19 protein-coding genes are annotated in these 19,773 nt (G+C 56.8%); all 19 read left to right on the forward strand.

Annotated elements, in window-relative coordinates; all coding sequences use genetic code 11:
• Window positions 1-391: 391 nt before the first annotated feature.
• Window positions 392-886, forward strand: coding sequence for a hypothetical protein (locus BH712_RS00770; protein WP_006810964.1), 495 nt, complete (start codon window positions 392-394; stop codon window positions 884-886).
• Window positions 887-909: 23 nt separating this feature from the next.
• On the forward strand, window positions 910-1,413 hold the full coding sequence (tssJ, locus tag BH712_RS00775) for a type VI secretion system lipoprotein TssJ (RefSeq protein WP_006810963.1): 504 nt from the start codon (window positions 910-912) through the stop codon (window positions 1,411-1,413).
• A gap of 28 nt (window positions 1,414-1,441) precedes the next feature.
• Entirely contained in the window at window positions 1,442-2,785 is a 1,344-nt protein-coding gene (gene tssK, locus BH712_RS00780; protein ID WP_032673886.1) for a type VI secretion system baseplate subunit TssK, read from the forward strand.
• Between the two features lie 17 nt (window positions 2,786-2,802).
• Complete coding sequence (locus BH712_RS00785) at window positions 2,803-4,041, forward strand: DotU family type VI secretion system protein (protein ID WP_006810961.1); 1,239 nt, start codon at window positions 2,803-2,805, stop codon at window positions 4,039-4,041.
• A 2-nt stretch (window positions 4,042-4,043) separates the two neighbouring features.
• Window positions 4,044-7,664 (forward strand): type VI secretion system membrane subunit TssM, encoded by a 3,621-nt coding sequence (gene tssM / locus BH712_RS00790; protein WP_006810960.1) that lies wholly within the window; start codon window positions 4,044-4,046, stop codon window positions 7,662-7,664.
• 16 nt (window positions 7,665-7,680) lie between these two features.
• Window positions 7,681-8,397: a type VI secretion system-associated protein TagF gene (tagF, locus tag BH712_RS00795; RefSeq protein WP_006810959.1), complete on the forward strand. Its 717-nt coding sequence runs from the start codon at window positions 7,681-7,683 to the stop codon at window positions 8,395-8,397.
• Window positions 8,398-8,408: 11 nt separating this feature from the next.
• Window positions 8,409-9,425 (forward strand): type VI secretion system protein TssA, encoded by a 1,017-nt coding sequence (tssA, locus tag BH712_RS00800; protein ID WP_006810958.1) that lies wholly within the window; start codon window positions 8,409-8,411, stop codon window positions 9,423-9,425.
• A gap of 75 nt (window positions 9,426-9,500) precedes the next feature.
• Complete coding sequence (tssB, locus tag BH712_RS00805; RefSeq protein WP_008502644.1) at window positions 9,501-10,025, forward strand: type VI secretion system contractile sheath small subunit; 525 nt, start codon at window positions 9,501-9,503, stop codon at window positions 10,023-10,025.
• 3 nt (window positions 10,026-10,028) lie between these two features.
• Window positions 10,029-11,528: a type VI secretion system contractile sheath large subunit gene (tssC, locus tag BH712_RS00810; RefSeq protein ID WP_006810956.1), complete on the forward strand. Its 1,500-nt coding sequence runs from the start codon at window positions 10,029-10,031 to the stop codon at window positions 11,526-11,528.
• Between the two features lie 374 nt (window positions 11,529-11,902).
• Window positions 11,903-12,385 carry an Hcp family type VI secretion system effector gene (locus BH712_RS00815; protein WP_014884229.1) on the forward strand — a complete coding sequence of 161 codons (483 nt, stop codon included), beginning with the start codon at window positions 11,903-11,905 and terminating at the stop codon, window positions 12,383-12,385.
• A gap of 58 nt (window positions 12,386-12,443) precedes the next feature.
• A complete protein-coding gene (locus tag BH712_RS00820; protein ID WP_006810953.1) occupies window positions 12,444-12,926 on the forward strand; it encodes a type VI secretion system amidase effector protein Tae4 in 483 nt (160 codons plus the stop codon).
• Window positions 12,923-13,276 (forward strand): T6SS amidase immunity protein Tai4 family protein, encoded by a 354-nt coding sequence (locus BH712_RS00825; RefSeq protein WP_006810952.1) that lies wholly within the window; start codon window positions 12,923-12,925, stop codon window positions 13,274-13,276. The genes BH712_RS00820 and BH712_RS00825 overlap by 4 nt, the downstream gene beginning before the upstream one ends.
• Window positions 13,277-13,318: 42 nt before the next feature.
• Complete coding sequence (locus tag BH712_RS00830) at window positions 13,319-14,308, forward strand: hypothetical protein (RefSeq protein WP_006810951.1); 990 nt, start codon at window positions 13,319-13,321, stop codon at window positions 14,306-14,308.
• A gap of 1 nt (window position 14,309) precedes the next feature.
• The gene (locus BH712_RS00835; RefSeq protein ID WP_006810950.1) at window positions 14,310-14,708 is read left to right on the forward strand and encodes a hypothetical protein; all 399 of its coding nucleotides are present in this window, start codon (window positions 14,310-14,312) and stop codon (window positions 14,706-14,708) included.
• A gap of 112 nt (window positions 14,709-14,820) precedes the next feature.
• Window positions 14,821-16,590, forward strand: a complete 1,770-nt coding sequence (gene tagH, locus BH712_RS00840; protein WP_006810949.1) for a type VI secretion system-associated FHA domain protein TagH — start codon at window positions 14,821-14,823, stop codon at window positions 16,588-16,590.
• Window positions 16,587-17,384, forward strand: coding sequence for a PP2C family protein-serine/threonine phosphatase (locus BH712_RS00845; protein WP_003859969.1), 798 nt, complete (start codon window positions 16,587-16,589; stop codon window positions 17,382-17,384). Before tagH ends, BH712_RS00845 begins: the two co-directional genes overlap by 4 nt.
• A gap of 16 nt (window positions 17,385-17,400) precedes the next feature.
• Window positions 17,401-18,393: a hypothetical protein gene (locus BH712_RS00850; protein WP_006810948.1), complete on the forward strand. Its 993-nt coding sequence runs from the start codon at window positions 17,401-17,403 to the stop codon at window positions 18,391-18,393.
• A gap of 9 nt (window positions 18,394-18,402) precedes the next feature.
• On the forward strand, window positions 18,403-19,215 hold the full coding sequence (locus tag BH712_RS00855) for a type VI secretion system accessory protein TagJ (protein WP_006810947.1): 813 nt from the start codon (window positions 18,403-18,405) through the stop codon (window positions 19,213-19,215).
• Window positions 19,208-19,771 (forward strand): type VI secretion system baseplate subunit TssE, encoded by a 564-nt coding sequence (gene tssE, locus BH712_RS00860; RefSeq protein WP_015570336.1) that lies wholly within the window; start codon window positions 19,208-19,210, stop codon window positions 19,769-19,771. Before BH712_RS00855 ends, tssE begins: the two co-directional genes overlap by 8 nt.
• The last annotated feature ends 2 nt before the right edge of the window (window positions 19,772-19,773 follow it).

The raw sequence follows: 19,773 nt of genomic DNA on the forward strand, positions 1-19,773 counted from the left end.
CGATAATAAGGGGTTACGTTAATGATAGCGGTTCTCTTTTGCCTGTTTAGCCATTAATTTTCATAGAGTTATGTGCGAATATTGTCTAAGAAAAAGACGATTTCATCTAAGTGCGCATTTTTTATGAGATTAATCCTATAATGCATTGGGCGTATCATTAAACGTCATTAAGCAGGCGGGAAATATTGAATTGATGACAAGCTCATGTAAACTTGTCTACCGTTTGTCAAAATATGTCAGGAGCATGCTGGGCCGATTTCTGTCGGGCTCGTGCGGTAGCTATGCCTTAAAATAGTTACATGCTGAAAATATCCTGACTATTTTAACAATAGCACCTAAGTCAAATTTTATCCCCTCACTTCATCCTCTAAATATCGCTACGGAAAAGCATATGAAACTGCGCGTATTGTTATCACTTCTGTTTGTTATGGCGGTGGCGGGCTGTAAGGCGCCGCAGAAACCAGCGATCACCGATGATACGATTGTGACCAGCCAGGTTAATGGCATCACGCTAACACACCGTCACGCTGTTACGCCTCCGGCGGAGTTCACTCAGGTGAATGAGCCATATCGTGCCATGTACCCGGCATCCCTGATGAGCCGTCCTGACTACGGCGGAAAAGTGATCCGTACGCTGGAGACCGGCAAAACTTACGTTGTGCTGGGGCAGGTTGAACATTTCTGGATGGCGCTGGCCGATGAAGGGAGTGAACAGCTGATTGGTTATGTGCCGATGCGTGCCGTGATCAAGGCCGACCAGTACGAAGCCACCGTGCGTAAACAGGCGCTGCGCCCGAAAGCGCGCAAAAAAACCACCTGTGTTGATGTCGATGGCAACAGCAAAGCCTGCAAAGACAGCGCGAACGGTACCTGGATCCTGAACTAAACGGGTTTCACGAGCGTATTTTTATGAATAATAAAAATGTTTATCGGATGTGGTTCCCTTTTTTTGCGCTGATATTCGCGCTGATCGGTGGTTGTACGTCGTCTTCACACAGCGACCCCTCCCGATACAATCTTCAGTTTCAGGCTCATCCTCAAATCAATGATTCTGCGCCGCTTAAGGTCAGAGTGTTGCTGCTGAAATCTGATGCGGATTTCATGTCCAGCGACTTCTACTCCTTACAGAACAACGCGTCAGCCACGCTTGGCGCGAATCTGCTGAACAGCGATGTATTCTTCCTGATGCCGGGCCAGCTTTCGAAAACCCTGAGCGGTCAAAGCTCACCGGAAGCGCGCTATATCGGCGTGATGGCGGAATACCAGGCGCTCGACGGCAAAAAATGGCGCGTCTCACTTCCTTTGCCTGTTCCCGGCGAAAACGCGATTTACCAGTTCTGGAAATGGTCCGCAGATGAACTCCAGGCCAGCGTCTTCCTTGACGTAAATGGTATCCGGGTCATCAGCCAGTAACGCCCTTCATAACAGGAAAGAGATCATCATGACGAAAGCAGAAAAGGTCGTCTGGACCGAGGGCATGTTCCTGCGTCCCCACCATTTTCAGCGGACAGAAAGTTACCTCCTCAACCACGTTCGTGAGTGGGGGGCCTTGCAGCGATCGTATCTCTGGGGGTTCCTCGACCTTGAGCTGGATGAAGCCATGCTCCGCCAGGGCTGCATTGCCCTGAGCTACTGTAGCGGTTTGCTGCCTGACGGCACTTTTTTCCAGGTTCGCAGCGACCGCAACGGTCCGGCCCCGCTAAAAATTCCCGACAATCTCACCAATGAAAAGGTAGTGCTTGCGCTGCCGGTTCGTCGCGGGGGGCGAGAAGAGGTGATTTTCAGCGAGGAGCAGGCTTCTCTGGCGCGTTTTATTACGTTTGAACAAGAAGTGGAAGACGATAACGCCATGTCGGTCGGGGAGGCGACGGTCCAGTTTGGCCGCCTGCGTCTGACCCTGATGCTGGAGAAAGATCTGACGGCAGAATGGACCGCCATCGGCGTGGCGTTCGTCACCGAAAAGCGCAACGACAACCACGTGCGGCTCGATAACAGCTACATCCCGCCAATGCTGAATGCCAATAACAGCCCGCAGCTGTACGGCATGATCAACGACCTGCACGGCTTGCTGGTGCAGCGTAGCCAGCAGATCGGCGGCCGCCTGCGCCAGCCGGGGCGTTTCAATACGTCCGAGATGGTCGAGTTCACGCTTCTCTCGCTGATCAACCGCCACCTGGGCGACGTCTCGCATTTAAAAACGCTGCCGCTGCTTCACCCTGAAGCGCTGTGGCGCAGCTGGCTGCCGTTTGCCACGGAGCTAGCCACCTGGACGCCGCAGCGTACCGCAGAGAGCATTCTGCCGGTATACGACCATGACGATCTCGCCGTTTGCTTCAGCAAACTGATGCTGATGCTGCGCCAGGGGCTGTCGCTGGTCATGGAAGATCATGCCATCCAGCTGCCGCTGCACGAACGCTCTCACGGGCTGAACATCGCCACCGTGCCGGAGACCAGCATGGTCCGCGAATTCGGCTTCGTGCTGGCCGTCAAAGCCAATGTCCCCGGCGAACACCTGCAAACCCATTTCCCTGCCCAGATGAAGGTTGCGCCAGTGTCGAAAATTCGCGATCTGGTCCAGCTTCAACTGCCGGGCATCATGCTTCGGGCAATGCCCGTCGCGCCGCCGCAGATCCCGTGGCATGCAGGCTACAGCTATTTCGAACTCGAAAGGGGCAGCGAACTGTGGCACGAGATGGACAAGTCCGGGGCATTCGCGCTGCATCTCGCAGGGGAATTCCCGGGTCTCGATATGGAGTTCTGGGCCATCCGTAGCCCGACAGAATAATAAAGCGAGCGCTTAATATGCAGGAACGACAGGATACCGGCAGTGATGCCGTGTTTACCGGAGCCAGTGGGAACAATCAGCTGGTGGCGGCCGCCAATCCGCTGCTCAATGCGATTCCGCAAATCCGTCATTCGGTTTCCCACGACGATCAGGTCGGGCTGCGCCAGCGCCTGATTGACGAAATTCGCCGTTTCGAAGTGCGGTGCCAGCAGGCGGGCTTACCGTATGAAGTGATTGTCGGCGCGCGCTACTGCCTCTGCACGGCGCTGGACGAGGCCGCCGCGCTGACCCCCTGGGGAAGCAGTGGCGTCTGGTCAAGCAATGGTCTGCTGGTGACGTTTCATAACGAAACCTGGGGCGGCGAGAAGTTCTTCCAGCTGCTGGCGCGTCTGTCGCAGAATCCGCGCGAGCACATTCTGCTGCTGGAGATGATCAACTACTGTCTGCTGCTCGGCTTTGAAGGCCGCTACCGCGTGCTGGACAATGGCCGCACCCAGCTTGAAACCATCAAACAGCGCCTGTGGCAGATGATCCGTGGCGTGCGCGGCAGCTACCCGCCGCCGCTCTCGCCGCACCCGGAAGACCGCCCCGTTCTGCGTAAGCTTTGGCGACCGATGATCCCTCTCTGGGCGTGCGTGGCGCTGGTCGGCTTTATCGCCTGCCTGTTCTATATCGTGCTGAACTGGCGTCTGGGTGATAACACCAGCCCGGTGCTGGCGAAAATTTACCAGTCCCAACTGCCGGAAACCACGATCCAGCAGCCTGCGCGTCAGCTGCCAGCGGTGCTGAACCTGCGCGGCTTCCTGAAACCGGAAATTGATGCCGGTCTGGTGGCCGTTAAGGATGAGGCAGATCGCAGCGTGGTGATCCTCAAAGGGGACGGACTGTTTGCTTCGGCCTCAACGGTGGTGCGCGATCGCTATGAGCCGGTCATCGACCGCATCGCCCAGGCCATGAATAACGTCAGCGGCAAAATTCTGGTCGTGGGGTACAGCGACAACGTGCCGATCCGCAGCGCGCGCTTCGCCTCCAACTATGAACTCTCGCTTGAGCGCGCCCGTTCGGTGCAAAAACAGCTACAGGGCAGCCTGTCACAGCCTGAACGCGTCAAAGCGGAAGGGCGGGGAGAGATCAACCCGGTAGCGCCCAACACGACGCCTGAAAATCGCGCCCGTAACCGCCGCGTGGAGATCACGCTGCTGGTGTCGCCTGAAAATACCCAGGCCGAGCTGAACGGATTGCCGCAAGGAAACTAAGGATGCTGACTACTCTACTTTCTATACTGACCAATCGCATTCTGTGGAGCTTCCTGGGCGTAACGGCGCTCGCGGCGGTCATCTGGATGATTGGCCCGCTGTTGTCCATCGTGGATACCCGGCCCCTTGAATCAGAGCAGAACCGCGTCATCAGCATTGCGGTGGTCTACCTGATTTGGGCCCAGAGCCACATTCTGCCGCGGCTGTATAACGCCTGGCTGAACCGTAAGCTGATGGACAAGCTCAACGAAAATACCACCAGCCCGGAGGCGGCCGATCCGCAGAAACGCCTGAACAGCGAGGAGCAGATCCTTGCCGGGCGTTTCGATGAAGCGGCCCAGATGCTGAAAAAAGCCCACTTCAGCAAAGCGGGGCATGGCGCGCAGTGGACGCAGCGCTTCAGCACGCAATACCTCTATCAGCTACCGTGGTACGTCATTATTGGCGCGCCGGGTTCCGGTAAAACCACTGCGCTGGCCAACTCCGGGCTGCAATTCCCGCTGGCGGACCGCTTCGGTAAAACCGCGCTGCGCGGTATTGGCGGCACGCGCAACTGTGACTGGTGGTTCACCAACGAGGCGGTTCTGCTGGATACCGCAGGGCGCTACACCACTCAGGAGAGCGAGCAGGTTCAGGACGCCGGGGAATGGCTGGAATTTATTAACCTGCTGCGTAAATACCGCCGCCGCCAGCCCATCAACGGCGTGATCATCACCATCAGCATTTCCGACCTGCTTTCGCAGTCCGCCGAGGCCTCCCGCCAGCAGGCGGTCAACCTGCGCCAGCGTCTCTCTGAGCTGCACGAACAGCTGGGTATTCGCTTCCCGGTGTATGTGATGGTAACCAAAGCGGACCTGCTCAAAGGCTTCCGCGCCTGGTTTGCCGATTACGACAAAGCCCAGCGCGACCAGATCTGGGGCTTTACGCTGCCGTGGGAGCAGACCAAACACGCCGATTACGACCTGATGGGCAACTTCCAGCAGGAATTTTCCCTGCTGCAACAGCGTCTGGATGCTGGCCTGCCGGAAACCATGCTCAAAGAGCATGACGCCAAAACCCGTGCGGAAGCCTATCTCTTCCCGCAGGAGTTCGCCGCGCTGCGTCCGCTGCTGGCAGACTACCTGAGCACGGTTTTTGCTCGCTCAAACTTCGAAACCGAATTTTCTCCGCGCGGCATCTACTTTGCCAGCGGTACCCAGGAAGGGATGCCGTTTGACCGCGTGATGGGCGAGCTTAACCGCGCGCTCTCCTTGCCCGAAGGGGAAGAAAGCACGCGCTGGGATTCGGTGAGCAAAGAGGCACCGATCCCGGGCGCGAAGGGCCAGAGCTTCTTCATTAAAAACCTGCTGCAAAACGTGATTTTCCAGGAAGCGGGCATCGCCGGGGAAAACCGCTGGTGGGAGCTGCGCAACCGCGCCGTGATGTGGTCCGGCTACGCGGCGCTGCTGGCCCTGCTGGTGATCCTGGGGGGCCTGTGGCTGACCAGTTACGCCAAAAATAAAGCTTATCTGGAAGAGGTGGATGCAAAAGTGCCGATGCTGGAGCAGCAGAGTAAGGCGCTGCAAAACCAGCCCCAGCGCGATCTGTTTGCGCTTCTGCCGCTGCTTAACAGCCTGGTGGATCTGCCGAAAAGCGAAGCCTTTGACGTTAACGACCCGCCGGTTTCCCGCCGCATGGGGCTTTATCGCGGGGATGACGTCAGCGATGCCTCGCAGTCGCTGTACCAGAAAGCGCTGGATCAGATGCTGCTCCCCGCCGTGGCGATGCACATCACCACCTGGCTTCGCAACGATAACGGCAGCGACGTGGAGTACAGCTATGAGGCGCTGAAAGCCTATCAGATGCTCTACCAGCCTAAGCATTACGATGGCAAATTCCTGCACTCGTGGGTGATGCTCAACCTGCAACGCAACCTGCCGCAGAACGTGACGCAGGCCCAGCTTCAGGAGCTGGAATGGCACCTGACCCAGCTGCTGGAGCCAAAAATTCAGGCTTCACCGTATGCGCAGGATGAGGATCTGGTGGCCCGCGAGAGGGCGCTCATCAACCAGCAGCCGCTCTCAACACGCGTATATGGCCGCCTGAAACGTCTGCTGGAGCATGATGAGAACCTCAAGCCGGTTTCGCTTTCCGATCTCGGCGGCCCGCAGAGCGAGCTGGTGTTTTCCCGTAAAAGCGGCAAGCCGGTGAGTGAGGGCGTGCCGGGTCTCTATACGCCGGACGGATACTGGAAAAGCTTTAACGACCAGATCGACAGCGTGACCACCGCCCTGCACGAGGACGATGCCTGGGTACTGGGTGCGACCACCGCCCAGGAAGATAAACAGCAGATCGACAACGCCGTGCGTCAGCTCTATATGCGCGACTTTATCGTCAACTGGGATCGCTTCCTCGCTGACATTCAGCTCAATAACAGCGCCGATCTCTCCCAGCGCATCAACACCGCGCGCCTGCTTTCAGGCACCAACTCGCCGCTGCGCCGCCTGGTGCTCAACCTGAGCAAGGTGCTGACCCTCTCGCGCACCGCACCAGCGCCGGAAGATGCGCAGAAAGCGGAAGCCCAAAGCAACCGGGCCACCCGTACCCTGGAAGCGCTGTTCAGCAACGGCGACAATGCCCCGACGCAGGGTGCGGTTGTGACGCAGGCGCCTGAGCAACTGGTGACTGACCACTATGCGCCGATGATTGAGCTGGCGCAGCCGCTGGAGAAGGGCGGCAAAACTATCGTCTTTGATGATTTTCTTAAGCAGGTTGACGAGCTTTATCGCTACCTGACCGCCGTTCAGGATGCGGCAAACAGCGGTATGCCCGCGCCGGGCGGCGATGCCATCAGCCGCCTGCAAGCCAGCGCGGGCCGACTGCCGGGCGGGCTGCAAACCATGTTCAGCAATATGGCCGTCGGCGCCAGCAGCGACACCCAGCGTCGCGATCTGGAGAACGTGCGCAAGCGTATTAATGTGGAAGTGGGTGGATTCTGCCGTCAGGCGATTGCCGGACGTTATCCGCTGGTACGCAGCGCCAGCACCGAGGTGACGCCGGACGATCTCGCCCGCATGTTCGCCCCGGGCACCGGGCTGATGGACACCTTTTTCCGCGACAATCTGACCAACAAGGTGGACACCACCCAGGCGAACTGGCGCTTTATGCCGGGCATTGACGGTAAAACGCTGCCGGGCAGTGAAGGGCTGTTGCGTCCGTTCCAGCAGGCGCAGTCTGTCCGCGATGCTTTCTTTGCCAACGGTGCTACCACGCCATCCTTCAAGGTAACGGTGCGCACCGTGCGGATGGACAACACCATTCTGAACCTCACGCTGGACGTGGACGGTCAGCTGCTGCGCTACAGCCACGGTCCGCAGGCGGTACAGATCATGACCTGGCCGGGGCCGGGCGGGACGAATCAGGTGCGTATGCAGCTTGGTCTGGCCAATGGCAGCACCGCAACGCTGGTAACCAACGGTTCCTGGGCACTCAACCGCTTTTTCGACAAGGCGCGCACCAGCCCTGGCGCAGGTAGCCTGAGCCGTCAGGCGACCTTCAACGTCGACGGACATCAGGTCACGCTGGAGTTTGCCCCAAACAGCATCCGCAACCCGTTCCAGCTTCCCCGTTTCTCATGCCCATAACCGCAAGGACAGCCGTATGACGAATACCCCTGCGATGAACCGTTATAGCTGGTATGGCAAATTACCCAGCGCCGGAGATTTTTTGCAGCGTCGCTTTCCGGATACCCTGCAACGCCAGTGGTCGCACTGGTTCCAGGTCGGCCTGCTGGCCTGGCAACAGGAAGAACAGCGCAGCGGCGAGCGCCCGTTTTCTAAAGCCCCGGTGTGGAACTTTGTCGTCCCGCCGATGCTCGGCAGCCAGATGATTCAGATGGGCTGCCTGCTGCCGGGCCGTGACAGCGTAGGCCGCCACTATCCGGTATGTCTTCAACTGAGTTTTACCCCGGCCGAGTGGTCATCTCGCCTGCTTGGGCAGGCTGAAAGCTGGTATCAGCAGCTTGGCCGTCTGGGGCTGCACGCGGTGCGTAACAGTTATTCTGCCTCCCAGCTGGATGAAATGCTGATGACCATCCCGGCACCCCAGCCGGTTGAGCCGCAAAAGCGTTCCGACATTCTCGATGTGATTGGCTACGACGATGAAGGTCAGAGCACGCTGGGCTGGCCGCAGGCGGCGGAGTGTTTTGATCCGCTGCGCCAGACCAGCTACTGGTGGACGAACCGCTGCGACGGCTATCCGCTTTACACCCACGTCCACAGCGGTAACTTCACCGGGCAGCTCTTTACGCTGCTGTTCGATCCGGCAGGCGGTGCCCGTCCGGGCCGCCACGGTCTTTACCCGCCTATGTTTGAATAAGCAGGGACCTTATGAATATCGATGACTTTCTCGCGCCGATAAGCCCCGACAACCCCTGCGGTGAAAACCTGGAGTACGACGCTGATTTCCAGGCCATGGGGCAGGCCAGCCAGGGCAAAGCCGAGCAGCAGTTTGGCGACACCATCATCCCGGCAGAACCCGCCGACTGGAACACGGTAGAAAAACTTGCCACCAGCCTGCTGGGACACACCAAAGATCTTCGCGTCATGCTGGCGTTAACCCATGCCTGGACGCGTCGTCGCGGGCTGGCCGGTTACGCCGACGGGCTGCTGCTGGTGCAGGAAGCCCTGTCCCGTTACTGGGAGCAACTGTACCCGCTGCTGGAAGAGTATGGCGAAACCGATCCGTTCTACCGCATTAACGCCCTCGCCGGGCTGAGCGATAAATCCGACCTGACGGTCGCGGTGCGCAACGCCTCACTGCTCCGCTCAAACGGCGATGAGATTTCGCTCCGTGACGCCCAGGCGCTGCTTGACGGCAGTAAAACCGAGTGTCCGGATTATCCGGGCGGTCGCCCACGGCTGATTGATGAGCTGGCCCGGGGCGATCAGCCCGGCACCGAAGCGGTTATCGTGATCAACGAACGCCTGCTGGCTATCCGCGAACGGCTTACCGGCTATCTCGGTGAAAGTGGCGTACCGGAGATGGAACAGCTGCTGAAAACCGTCGGGCTGGTTTCCAGCGCCTGCCAGGTGACCGATATCAGCAAGCTGCTACCGAACCGGGACGCGCAGGCTGAACAACACGCCGAGCCACAGCCGGTGGCCGCTCAGCCTGTCCAGCAGGTGACGGACTGGCGCAGCGTGCAGGTCACCAGCCGCGCCGACGCGCAGCTGATGCTGGAAAAAGCGAAACAGTATTTTGCGCAGTATGAACCCAGCCATCCCGCACCGCTGATGATTGAACGGGTGCAGCGGCTGTCTGAACTCAACTTTATGGACATTATTCGCGACCTGGCGCCAGACGGCGTTAACCAACTGGAAAACATCTTTGGACGCCGCGAATGACGCGTCCTGGCATTATGACGACAGGCATGGAGTCTGCCGTTTCACCTTCACCGCGCATCTTTGATGGAGAACATCATGGCAATGAGTAACAGTGGACAGAAATTCATCGCACGCAACCGTGCTCCCCGCGTGCAGATCGAGTACGACGTCGAGATCTACGGCGCAGAACGCAAAATTCAGCTGCCGTTTGTGATGGGCGTTATGGCCGATCTGGTTGGCAAGCCGGTGGAAAACCTGCCAGCCGTCGACGAGCGTAAGTTCCTGGAAATCGACATCGACAACTTCGACGAACGCATGAAGGCGCTGAAGCCGCGCGTGGCGTTCCAGGTGGATAACACCCTGACCGGCGAAGGTAAGCTCAACGTCGATCTGACCTTTGACAGCATGGACGACTTCCTGCCGGACGCAGTGGCCCGCAAAGTCGAGCCGCTGAACAAGCTGCTGGAAGCCCGTACCCAGCTCTCCAACCTGCTGACCTACATGGACGGTAAAAACGGTGCGGAAGAGCTGATCGCGAAAATTCTCCAGGATCCGACGCTGCTCAAATCCCTGAGCCAGTTGCCAAAAAATGACGAAAGTGCGAAAGGTAGCGAGGAATAATCGATGAGCAACCAGACTCAACAACACGATCAACAGGCGGGCCAGGCGTTCAGCCAGGACGAGTTCAGCGCGCTGCTGAATAAAGAGTTCCGCCCGAAAACCGATCAGGCGCGCTCTGCCGTAGAAAGCGCGGTAAAAACCCTGGCGCAGCAGGCGCTGGAAAATACCGTGACCTTCTCAAACGATACCTACCGCACCATTCAGAACCTGATTGCCGGTATTGACGAGCAGCTTTCACAGCAGGTGAACCAGATCATACACCACGAGGAGTTTCAGAAGCTGGAGAGCGCCTGGCGCGGTCTGAGCTACCTGGTGAACAACACCGAAACCGACGAGATGCTGAAGATCCGCTTTATGAGCATCTCCAAGCAGGAGCTGGGCCGTACCCTGAAACGCTACAAGGGCGTGGGCTGGGACCAAAGCCCGATCTTCAAGAAAATCTACGAGCAGGAGTACGGTCAGTTTGGCGGCGAGCCGTTTGGCTGCATCGTGGGCGACTACTACTTCGACCACAGCCCGCAGGACGTTGAGCTGCTGGGGGAGATGGCGCGCATCGGCTCTGCGGCCCACTGTCCGTTCATCACCGGCACCGCGCCGGGCGTGATGCAGATGGAGTCCTGGCAGGAGCTGGCTAACCCGCGCGACCTGACCAAGATTTTCCAGAACACCGAATACGCCGCCTGGCGTTCACTGCGTGAGTCGGAAGATGCCCGCTATCTCGGCCTGGTGATGCCGCGCTTCCTGTCGCGTCTGCCGTACGGCATTCGCACCAACCCTGTCGACAGCTTTGATTTTGAAGAGCAGACCGACGGCGCGAACCACAACAGCTACTCGTGGGCAAACGCTGCCTATGCGATGGCGGCCAACATCAACCGCTCCTTCAAAGAGTACGGCTGGTGCACCTCGATTCGCGGCGTGGAGTCCGGCGGGGCGGTGGAAAACCTGCCGTGCCACACCTTCCCGAGCGATGACGGCGGCGTGGACATGAAGTGCCCGACCGAGATCGCCATCAGCGACCGTCGTGAAGCGGAGCTGGCGAAAAACGGCTTTATGCCGCTGGTTCACCGCAAAAACTCCGACTTTGCCGCCTTCATCGGCGCGCAGTCACTGCAAAAACCGGCCGAGTACCACGACCCGGATGCCACCGCTAACGCGCGTCTGGCCTCTCGTCTGCCGTACCTGTTCGCCTGCTGCCGCTTTGCCCACTACCTGAAGTGCATAGTGCGCGACAAAATCGGCTCCTTCCGCGAGCGCGAAGAGATGGAGCGCTGGCTGAACGACTGGGTGATGAACTACGTGGACGGCGACCCGGCCAACTCCTCGCAGGAGACCAAGTCCCGCAAACCGCTGGCGGCTGCGGAAGTGCAGGTGCAGGAGATAGAAGATAACCCGGGCTACTACGCCGCGAAGTTCTTCCTGCGTCCACACTACCAGCTGGAAGGTCTGACCGTTTCCCTGCGCCTGGTATCTAAACTGCCGTCGCTGAAGACGAAAGACGCGTAAGAGCGTCAGACTGCTGACTACGTGCGTTTTGTGAGTTTCGCCCGGCGGCGCTACGCTTGCACGGGCCTACAATCAAACGTGCAATCTATTGATATCGTTGCTCAATGTAGGCCGGGTAAGCACAGCGCCACCCGGCAAGAAAGACGGCTAAATTGTTAATGCTGTCCTTAACTGGTTCCACAATAAAGCACAGTAATAAAGACTTCACATTCATTCCGTTATTTCGGAGGAATGTAAGACTGTCAAATGACACGGGTCGTTTGATATGAGGCAGAGGTAAAATATGGACGGTTTTATTCAGCCCCATGCTTTCCTGTTTGCCATATAAGGGCTTTTTCGAAAGCAATATTGTTCATCCACGAAGAGTAGATATTATGGCTATTGATATGTTTCTGAAGGTCGAGGGTGTTACGGGCGAATCTAAAGATTCTAACCACACCGGCTGGACTGATATTACCTCCTTCTCCTGGGGCGCGTCCCAGCCAGGTAATATGAGCGTTGGCGGTGGCGGCGGTGCCGGTAAAGTGAACTTTAACGACCTGCACGTTAACGCTCTGATCGACAAATCCACTACAGCAATCCTGAAACACTGCGCAAGCGGTAAGCACCTGACCAAAGTTGAACTGTCCGTCTGCAAAGCGGGTGGTCAGCAGGTTGAATACACCCGCATCACCCTGGAAGACGTTCTCGTGACTTCCGTTCAGTACACCGGCGCAGACAACGGCGATACCGTTGGCGTGACCTATGCATTCCAGGCTGCGAAAGTGAAACAGCAGTACTGGGAGCAGACCACTGCCGGTGGTAAAGGTGCTGAAAGCAGCGCTGGCTGGAACATCAAAGAAAACAAAGAAGCGTAACAGAAGTGGGCCCGAAAGGGCTCACTTTATCCTGTGCTTTCTAAAAGGGAAAATACTTATGCGTCCTGCTTTTGGTGCCGCCTGGAACAGATTCAGAGAAGTTAATGTCAATGTCGAAACGGTGGGCAAATTATTGGGTGGAAAAGTCCAGCACAATATTGAAGCCGGAATTTTTCAAAATGCATGCCCTATTCGTATGAGCTACGTTTTAAATTATTGTGGCGTTCCAATTCCCTCCAATAGCAGATATGCGACGGTTACGGGGAGTGATAAAAAACGTTACATGTATCGCGTAAAGGATATGATTGCTTTTCTGCCAACTGTACTGGGTAATGCAGATATGACGGTGACGTCTCCAACACCAAGCCAATTTGCAGGTAAGCAAGGTATTATTATCTTTAGCGGTCACGGCTGGAGCGATGCCACTGGACATGTCACGCTCTGGAATGGGAATATTTGCTCCGATGATTGCCATTTCTTGGGTTCTCCCGGTAATGGTTCGTTTATTCCTGGCAGCGCTACGCTCTGGAGCCTGAAATGAAACGTTTACTCGCTTTCGTACTCGCGTTAAATACTTCATATACCATCGCCCATACTCTCCCGGACGTTAACACCTTTTCTCAACAACAGATTTTTGAAAACTGGGTGCAGAATCGCTGTATCGGCAAGATTGCGGACAGTGCGACGCTGAAAAATGATGCAAAGGCAAGCGCCGCAGCATGGCTGGAAGTCAGTAACCTGCCTGCCGAGAATTTCGAAAAAGCCGACGAGGTTATTAACTCCTTACTGAAACAAAAGCTAGGTGGTACGGCACCGGTAAGCTATGAGGTATTAAAGTGCAGCTTAATTTCCCATAGCGATGCGATTCGCGAACTCAATGTCCAAAAATAAACTTTCTGCAAAAGCTACACATTAAAAATACAAGGTGTTTCCATGGCAAGTCCGTCAAACGTTGCTCCAGGTTACTGTGTCGTTCAGCAACCCGGCACTCTGGATTTTCAGGCAAGACAGCTATTTGGCACTGCGCGCAATGAAAAATCGGAGTATTTTATGCAATTGAATAAAGACACTGCGTGGCTCAAACCCGGACAAATATTAATTGTTGCTGACCCGCTTGGCGATAATCAAACTCAACAGATCAATAGCTTAGCCATTGCGAAAAAGAAGGTGACCAACGCGCTTGCGACTTTGGATGGAGCCACCGCTGAATTTTTGAAAAATAATTATGATAATATAAAAGCCATAACAGGCTGGGGCGATACAATCGTCGGGGGCGTGAGCGGTACAGGTGAGTCATATTTTAAGCAAATTGAAAATATTTTAATTAAAATTGAAGCCACCTATCAAAATCAGTACAGGACACAAGGTGCGCTTTTTGGCCAACAATTTTATGCTGAGCGCAATGCGCTTTTCGCGCAATTGAAACCCTTGTTAAATAAAATAACTAAAAAACAGCTTAAGTTTAAAGATTATGCGGATCTTAAGAGAGCATTAGGACTGTCCACGAAATCAATAGTCCATGAATGGAGTACAGTTGGTATTGGCGCAATCCCTGGATACTCAACATATATTGACAGAGCTGCCAGAATTAGCTCTTACCTGAAAGCAGGTGGATGGGTTGCTTTAGGTTTTTCTTTTATGAATACGTCTAACGAAGTTTATCATGCCTGTACTACTGGAAGAGAACATGAGTGCAGCAGAGTTGCAGTGACTGAATATAGCAAATTTGGAGGCGGTGTCGCTGGTGCTGCATTAGGCTCCTCCCTTGCGGCTCCTGTTTGTCTTGCATTAGGTGTGCCCACAGCGGGGACAGGTACACTCATCTGTGGTTTAGTGGTTGGTGCCGTCGGGGCAGCGGGCGGAACACAAATCGGTGGGTTTGCCGGAGAACAGCTAAACAATTTAATTTTTAGCGGAGAATAAAGTGATTTTTAATAATATTTACTCTGCTGTTATTATCTTTCTCTTTATTGCTTTTATAGGCATAGTCATTTCATTTTATATAGACTATCGGAAAAATTATCGCCAGGTTAACCAAATATATTCGATATTAACAAATCAACAGTTGCTCAAAAAAGAAGATTATCAAACCTGGCAAAATCTTGGGTTCTGGGGATTTGGTTTCCTCACCACAATTTTATCACGAGTCTTACAGGGTAAGCGTGTGAGATTAACTGAGTATCGTTGGCTTGAGCCACAGTCGTGCAATGAAATTTTTTCTGATTTTGATTTGTCATGGGTTAAGTCGTATAGAAGAAAAATACTTATTGCCACTGTTATATTTTTACTGCTGTTAATTCTTTCGAGCATTAATAGTGTCTAATCTTATTTTGAAAATTTTAATGATGCCTTTCTGAATTAACCCCCAAACCCCGCCGTTCTCAACCCCGAGAGCGGCAGCGTTTGAGCGCTAATCATACCAGCAGGAATACGCCATGCGATTCACGATTATTTCTACGAAACCCGGTCATCAGCCGCCGCAAAGCAGCTGTGATTTTTATGCCCCGGGCGGCACCATTGGGCGCGGTACGGATAACAATCTGGTGCTGCCGGACAACGATCGCACTATCTCGCGTTTGCAGGCCATCGTTCACGTCGACGCCAGTGGCGAATGCCGCGTCACGAACCGCGGCAGCGTTACCCGCGTGGTACTGAATGATATTCCGCTGGAGCGTGGGCGTCAGGTTGAGCTTCAGGATGGGGATATTCTCGGGATTGATGACTATCGCATCGAAGTCAGCGAACTTATTCACGATACCCAGCCCGTAAGCCGGATGGCGGCCAGCATGCAGCAGGCACGTCCATCGGCGACACCTGCTCCGGCACCGCAACCGAAACCGGCCAGCGCCGCGCCGCGCGGGAAAGCCGAGCCTACCGCCGTGCCGTCGGAAATCTGGGACAGCCTGATGCAGGAGTTTTCCATCTCCGACAGCATCTCCAGCAACCGGGCAAAACCGCAGCCCGCCGCCTCCCACGACCCGTTCTCCCAGCCTGCGGCCCCGGAGCGTAACGCCGACGATCCGCTGGCAATGTTCAACGATGCCGATCCGTCGCTTGAACGGAAAAACGTTGACCCGGACACGCTGTTCAGCGATGACGCGTTGTTTAAAAAAGAGAGCATTTTCGACGATGTCACCCCTTCAACGCTGGTACAGCCGGACGAAAGCAAACCCGCCCAGCCAAAGGAAGAGGCGTCGGATGAACTCGATCCGTTAGCCCTGTTTGGCGGCACGGCAAGTGCGCCTGCCGCGCGTCACGATGATCCTCTCGGTCTGATGGGCGGCGCGCCGTTAACCCATCCGGATGACATCGCGGCTGAGAAGCCGGAGCCTGAACCGCAAGCCGCACAGGAAGAGGATGCGCTGGCCAGCTCTCCGCTGTTCGATCCGGAGCCGTCTGAACCGCAGAACGCGCCGCTTACGGAAGAAGAGCCTGTGCGTCCCGATTACGCTGGCTTCACCATGCCAACGCCGCAGGCCGTCGCACGCAGTAGTGCACAGACGCCTAAAGGCCGTCTGCGTATCGACCCGGTTAAAAACGCGGCTGCACCTGCTGCCTCCGCGCAGACCGGCGAGCGGGGCGAGGTGCTCCAGGGCGAACTGCTGGAGGCGCTGCTGGAGGGCATGGGCCTGAGCGAAATGCAGCCGGTGCCGCAGTTTGACCGGGAAAATATGCGTCAGCTGGGGCAGATCCTGGGCATGTTCTCGCAGGGGACCGTGGCGCTGCTCTCGTCGCGCTCCATCCTCAAGCGTGGGGTGAAAGCCGATATGACCATGGTGCTCGACGATGCGAATAACCCGTTCAAGCTGCTGCCAACCGGGAAAACGGTGCTGATCCAGATGTTCGGCACGCCGATGCCGGGCTTTATGCCACCGACCAAATCGGTGCGTGATGCGCTGATCGATCTCCAGGCGCACCAGCTGGGGATGATCTCCGGTATTCGCGCCATTATCGCCGCCATGCTGCAATCCTTTAACCCGGAACAGCTGGAAGAGCAGGCGAAGCAGAACGGCATGACGTCGCGCCTGGCGCTGCCGGGCAGCCGTAAAGCCGCGCTGTGGGATTATTTCGTGCGCAGCTATGGCGAGACGGCGGGCGAGATCGAAGATGACTTCCATACCCTGTTTGGCGAAGCCTTCCTCCATGCCTATGACATGGAGGTCAATCAGTACAAAGACTCACAAAGCGGATCGGAAGAAAAATGAATATCGCAACGGCTTCTCTCTCCCGCCAGGGGACGCGCGCCAGCAACCAGGATCAGACGGGAGAAACCATCGGGGAACGTTCAGCCTGCTTTGTCGTCTGTGACGGCATCGCGGGCCTGCCGGGCGGCGAGGTGGCCGCTGAACTGGCCCGCAACAGCATTATTTCCCGCTTTGACGGCGACAAGCACCTGAATGCACAGCATATTCGTGACTACGTCCAAACGGCGAACCGCACCATTCTCAGCGAACAACAGGCCGTACAGGACTATCGCCGGATGGGCACCACGCTGGTCAGCCTGTTTATCGACAGGGATTACCGTCTGGCTTACTGGGCGCACGCCGGAGACAGCCGCCTGTACCTGTTTCGCCGCGGCTGGCTGTGGCATGTCACCACCGATCACAGCCTCGTTCAGCAGATGAAAGATGCCGGGCATCAGACTGACGATCTCAACAGCAACCTGCTGTATCTGGCGCTGGGCATTGAGAATGGCGGACCGGAAGCGAGCTACAGCGATGTCGTGCAGGTTGAAGACGGTGATGCCTTCCTGCTCTGCACCGACGGTTTCTGGCACGGCGTCAGCGAAGAGCAGATGAAGCAGTCGCTGCACATGGTCAATACGCCACAGGAGTGGCTGACCTTAATGAACCAAATCATTCAAAAGAATGCTGAACAGGAGGGCAACGCTCAGGACAACTATACCGCCGTCGCGGTGTGGATGGGCAACCCCCAGGACACCACTTTGCTGCATACGCTCTCTGACGCAGCACAATTTCTTCCCTGCGGAACTGATTAGACACACAAGGATTGATATGAAACTTTGGCTATCGGGTTTGGCTCTTCTGACGGTGGCGACCACCGCACAGGCTGAAAACTTCCGCATCGTGCAGTCTCCTGCGCAGAAGCTGGATATCTGGATCGACAACATTAAAGACAATACGCCGCAAAGCTGGTGTAAATCGGACGTGGCGCTGCGTATTGTGGCGAACGGCAAGAAAGAGGTGTCGGTGCTGGAAAACTTCGTGCCGCGCCTTGGCTCGCTGCTGGAGCACCAGTGCAGCAAGCTGAATACCCTGAACTGGACGCTGAACGATCCGGAAGGCACGACGCTTGCCCGCGGCACAGCGGCTAAAGCGCAGGACTGGGCGCTGGTGGTGAAGCAGCAGGAAACGGCGGCAGCAACGACCACCACCACCACTTCAGGCGCGCTGCTGCCGCCTGACCAGAATCCGGAGACGCACACCGTAGCGGCAGATCGTACGCCATGGCAGGAGTTCACTCTTCAGGACGGTTGCCACCTGCGCACCTTCTGGGAGGGCGGGGCCTCCGCGCCAGCGCTGTTTATTCCGGACTCCGACACCACCCGCTGTGGCAACGGCAGTTGGCTCAGCGGCCATACCGTGGTGACGCAGAACCGTAACGGGACGCAGAAAGCGATTCCCGTCACCTACATTCACGGCTTCCCGGTAATGGGGCTGAACAACGCGGTCGATCCTGAAAGCGCGCTGATCACCTCCGTCAACAAAGAACGCATGGTTTTCAGCACCCAGAACAGCGACCAGAGCTGGATGATCCTGCCGTACGACAGCACCCTGAACGGCTGGAAGAGCAACGGCACGGTGGCGGTGGAAATCACCCGTGAGATCGCCAGCGACGACGCCAGACTCCAGGCGCGTATCGCGGAGGTGAAGAAGATCTGGAGCGCATGGGTAGCACCGGGCGCGGAACTGAACGTTGTTCTGATTGACACGCTGCGTCCGCAGCTGCGCGATCCGGCAGTGGGCGCCTGGCGCGCGGCGAATTAAGGAGGGGCTATGAATACGCTTTATCAACGTCTGGCGGGTGAGTCGATTAGCGACGCGCTGCTTCGCCTGGAAGCCGATATCAAAGCCCGTCCGGCGGATGCCGATCTGCGCGCCGCGTTTGTGCAGTTTCTGATCCTCAGCGGCAACTGGGCGCGCGCCCTGACCCAGCTGAAAAGCTGGCTGGTGCTGAAGCCGCAGGCAAAACCGACCGTAACGCTGCTGGAGCAGGCCATTCAGGGTGAACAGCAGCGGGCGCGCGTGTTCGCGGGCGAGGCGCGTCCGGCAATGCCGGAGGCGCAGTGGCCGTGGCTGACGACGTTAGCCCAGGCGCTGACGGAAAGCGCCGGGCAGGCACAAGCCCTGCGTCTGTCGGCACTCGAACAGGCGTCGGCAAGCCGCGGGCAGGTCACGCTGGAGAAAGAAGAGAGCCACACCTTTGAATGGCTGATGGACGGCGATGCCCGTCTGGGGCCGGTGTGTGAAACCCTGGTCAATGGTCGCTACTTCTGGGTGCCATTCTGCGCCATCGACACGATCCGTTTTCAGGCTCCGGCCAGCGTGACCGATCTGGTGTGGCGTCATGCGCTGGTCCGCCTCACGGACGGCACCGAGCAGGTGTGTCAGATCCCGGCGCGTTATCCGTTTGCTGACGGGGCGCCAGACAGCGTTAAGCTGGGGCGCACCACCGAGTGGCTTCCGCTCGACGACGACGGCACCCTGTATGAAGGTCTGGGGCAAAAGGCCTGGCTGAGCGAGCAAAGCGAAAACCCGCTGCTCACCCTGAGCCTGGTAACGTTTACCACGGATGGTGCGGATGAGTAATCCCGCTGGCGAAGGCGATCTGCTGCGCAGTGGCTGGCAGGCCCGCAGCAGGCAGGAGAAGGTGGGGGCGCGCGACAAAATGCAGCCCTCGCTGCTGGATCGCCTGACGGATAACGATCCGGAAAAAAAACGCGAATCCGCCAACAGCAATCTGATCACCCACGCTGCGCTGCGTCGTAACGTCCTGCGGGATTTACAGTGGTTGTTTAACACCATTAACCACGATGCCTCCAGCGATCTGAGCGGGCTGACGCAGGTGAGCCGTTCCGTCGTGAATTTTGGCGTGGCGCCGCTGGCGGGGAAAAGAATGTCCGATATTGAATGGCACGACATTCAGCGCAAGCTCACCGAAGCGATTATTAACTTTGAACCGCGGATCCTGCCGCAGGGGCTTCAGGTTCGCTGCGTGTCCGATACCTCCTCGTTAGATCTGCACAACGTTCTGTCTATCGAAATCAAAGGTCGCCTGTGGTGCGTGCCGTATCCGCTGGAATTTCTCTTTCGCACCGACGTCGATCTTGAGAACGGCCATTTTGAACTGAAGGATGCGGGGTAATT

Source organism: Enterobacter hormaechei ATCC 49162 (assembly GCF_001875655.1).
GTDB lineage: Bacteria > Pseudomonadota > Gammaproteobacteria > Enterobacterales > Enterobacteriaceae > Enterobacter > Enterobacter hormaechei.

Bases quoted from the DNA above. Each gene is read 5' to 3' on its own strand.
- BH712_RS00770 (WP_006810964.1), top strand. From the start codon at position 392: ATGAAACTGCGCGTATTGTTATCACTTCTGTTTGTTATGGCGGTGGCG.
- tssJ (WP_006810963.1), top strand. From the start codon at position 910: ATGAATAATAAAAATGTTTATCGGATGTGGTTCCCTTTTTTTGCGCTG.
- tssK (WP_032673886.1), top strand. From the start codon at position 1,442: ATGACGAAAGCAGAAAAGGTCGTCTGGACCGAGGGCATGTTCCTGCGT.
- BH712_RS00785 (WP_006810961.1), top strand. From the start codon at position 2,803: ATGCAGGAACGACAGGATACCGGCAGTGATGCCGTGTTTACCGGAGCC.
- tssM (WP_006810960.1), top strand. From the start codon at position 4,044: ATGCTGACTACTCTACTTTCTATACTGACCAATCGCATTCTGTGGAGC.
- tagF (WP_006810959.1), top strand. From the start codon at position 7,681: ATGACGAATACCCCTGCGATGAACCGTTATAGCTGGTATGGCAAATTA.
- tssA (WP_006810958.1), top strand. From the start codon at position 8,409: ATGAATATCGATGACTTTCTCGCGCCGATAAGCCCCGACAACCCCTGC.
- tssB (WP_008502644.1), top strand. From the start codon at position 9,501: ATGGCAATGAGTAACAGTGGACAGAAATTCATCGCACGCAACCGTGCT.
- tssC (WP_006810956.1), top strand. From the start codon at position 10,029: ATGAGCAACCAGACTCAACAACACGATCAACAGGCGGGCCAGGCGTTC.
- BH712_RS00815 (WP_014884229.1), top strand. From the start codon at position 11,903: ATGGCTATTGATATGTTTCTGAAGGTCGAGGGTGTTACGGGCGAATCT.
- BH712_RS00820 (WP_006810953.1), top strand. From the start codon at position 12,444: ATGCGTCCTGCTTTTGGTGCCGCCTGGAACAGATTCAGAGAAGTTAAT.
- BH712_RS00825 (WP_006810952.1), top strand. From the start codon at position 12,923: ATGAAACGTTTACTCGCTTTCGTACTCGCGTTAAATACTTCATATACC.
- BH712_RS00830 (WP_006810951.1), top strand. From the start codon at position 13,319: ATGGCAAGTCCGTCAAACGTTGCTCCAGGTTACTGTGTCGTTCAGCAA.
- tagH (WP_006810949.1), top strand. From the start codon at position 14,821: ATGCGATTCACGATTATTTCTACGAAACCCGGTCATCAGCCGCCGCAA.
- BH712_RS00845 (WP_003859969.1), top strand. From the start codon at position 16,587: ATGAATATCGCAACGGCTTCTCTCTCCCGCCAGGGGACGCGCGCCAGC.
- BH712_RS00850 (WP_006810948.1), top strand. From the start codon at position 17,401: ATGAAACTTTGGCTATCGGGTTTGGCTCTTCTGACGGTGGCGACCACC.
- BH712_RS00855 (WP_006810947.1), top strand. From the start codon at position 18,403: ATGAATACGCTTTATCAACGTCTGGCGGGTGAGTCGATTAGCGACGCG.
- tssE (WP_015570336.1), top strand. From the start codon at position 19,208: ATGAGTAATCCCGCTGGCGAAGGCGATCTGCTGCGCAGTGGCTGGCAG.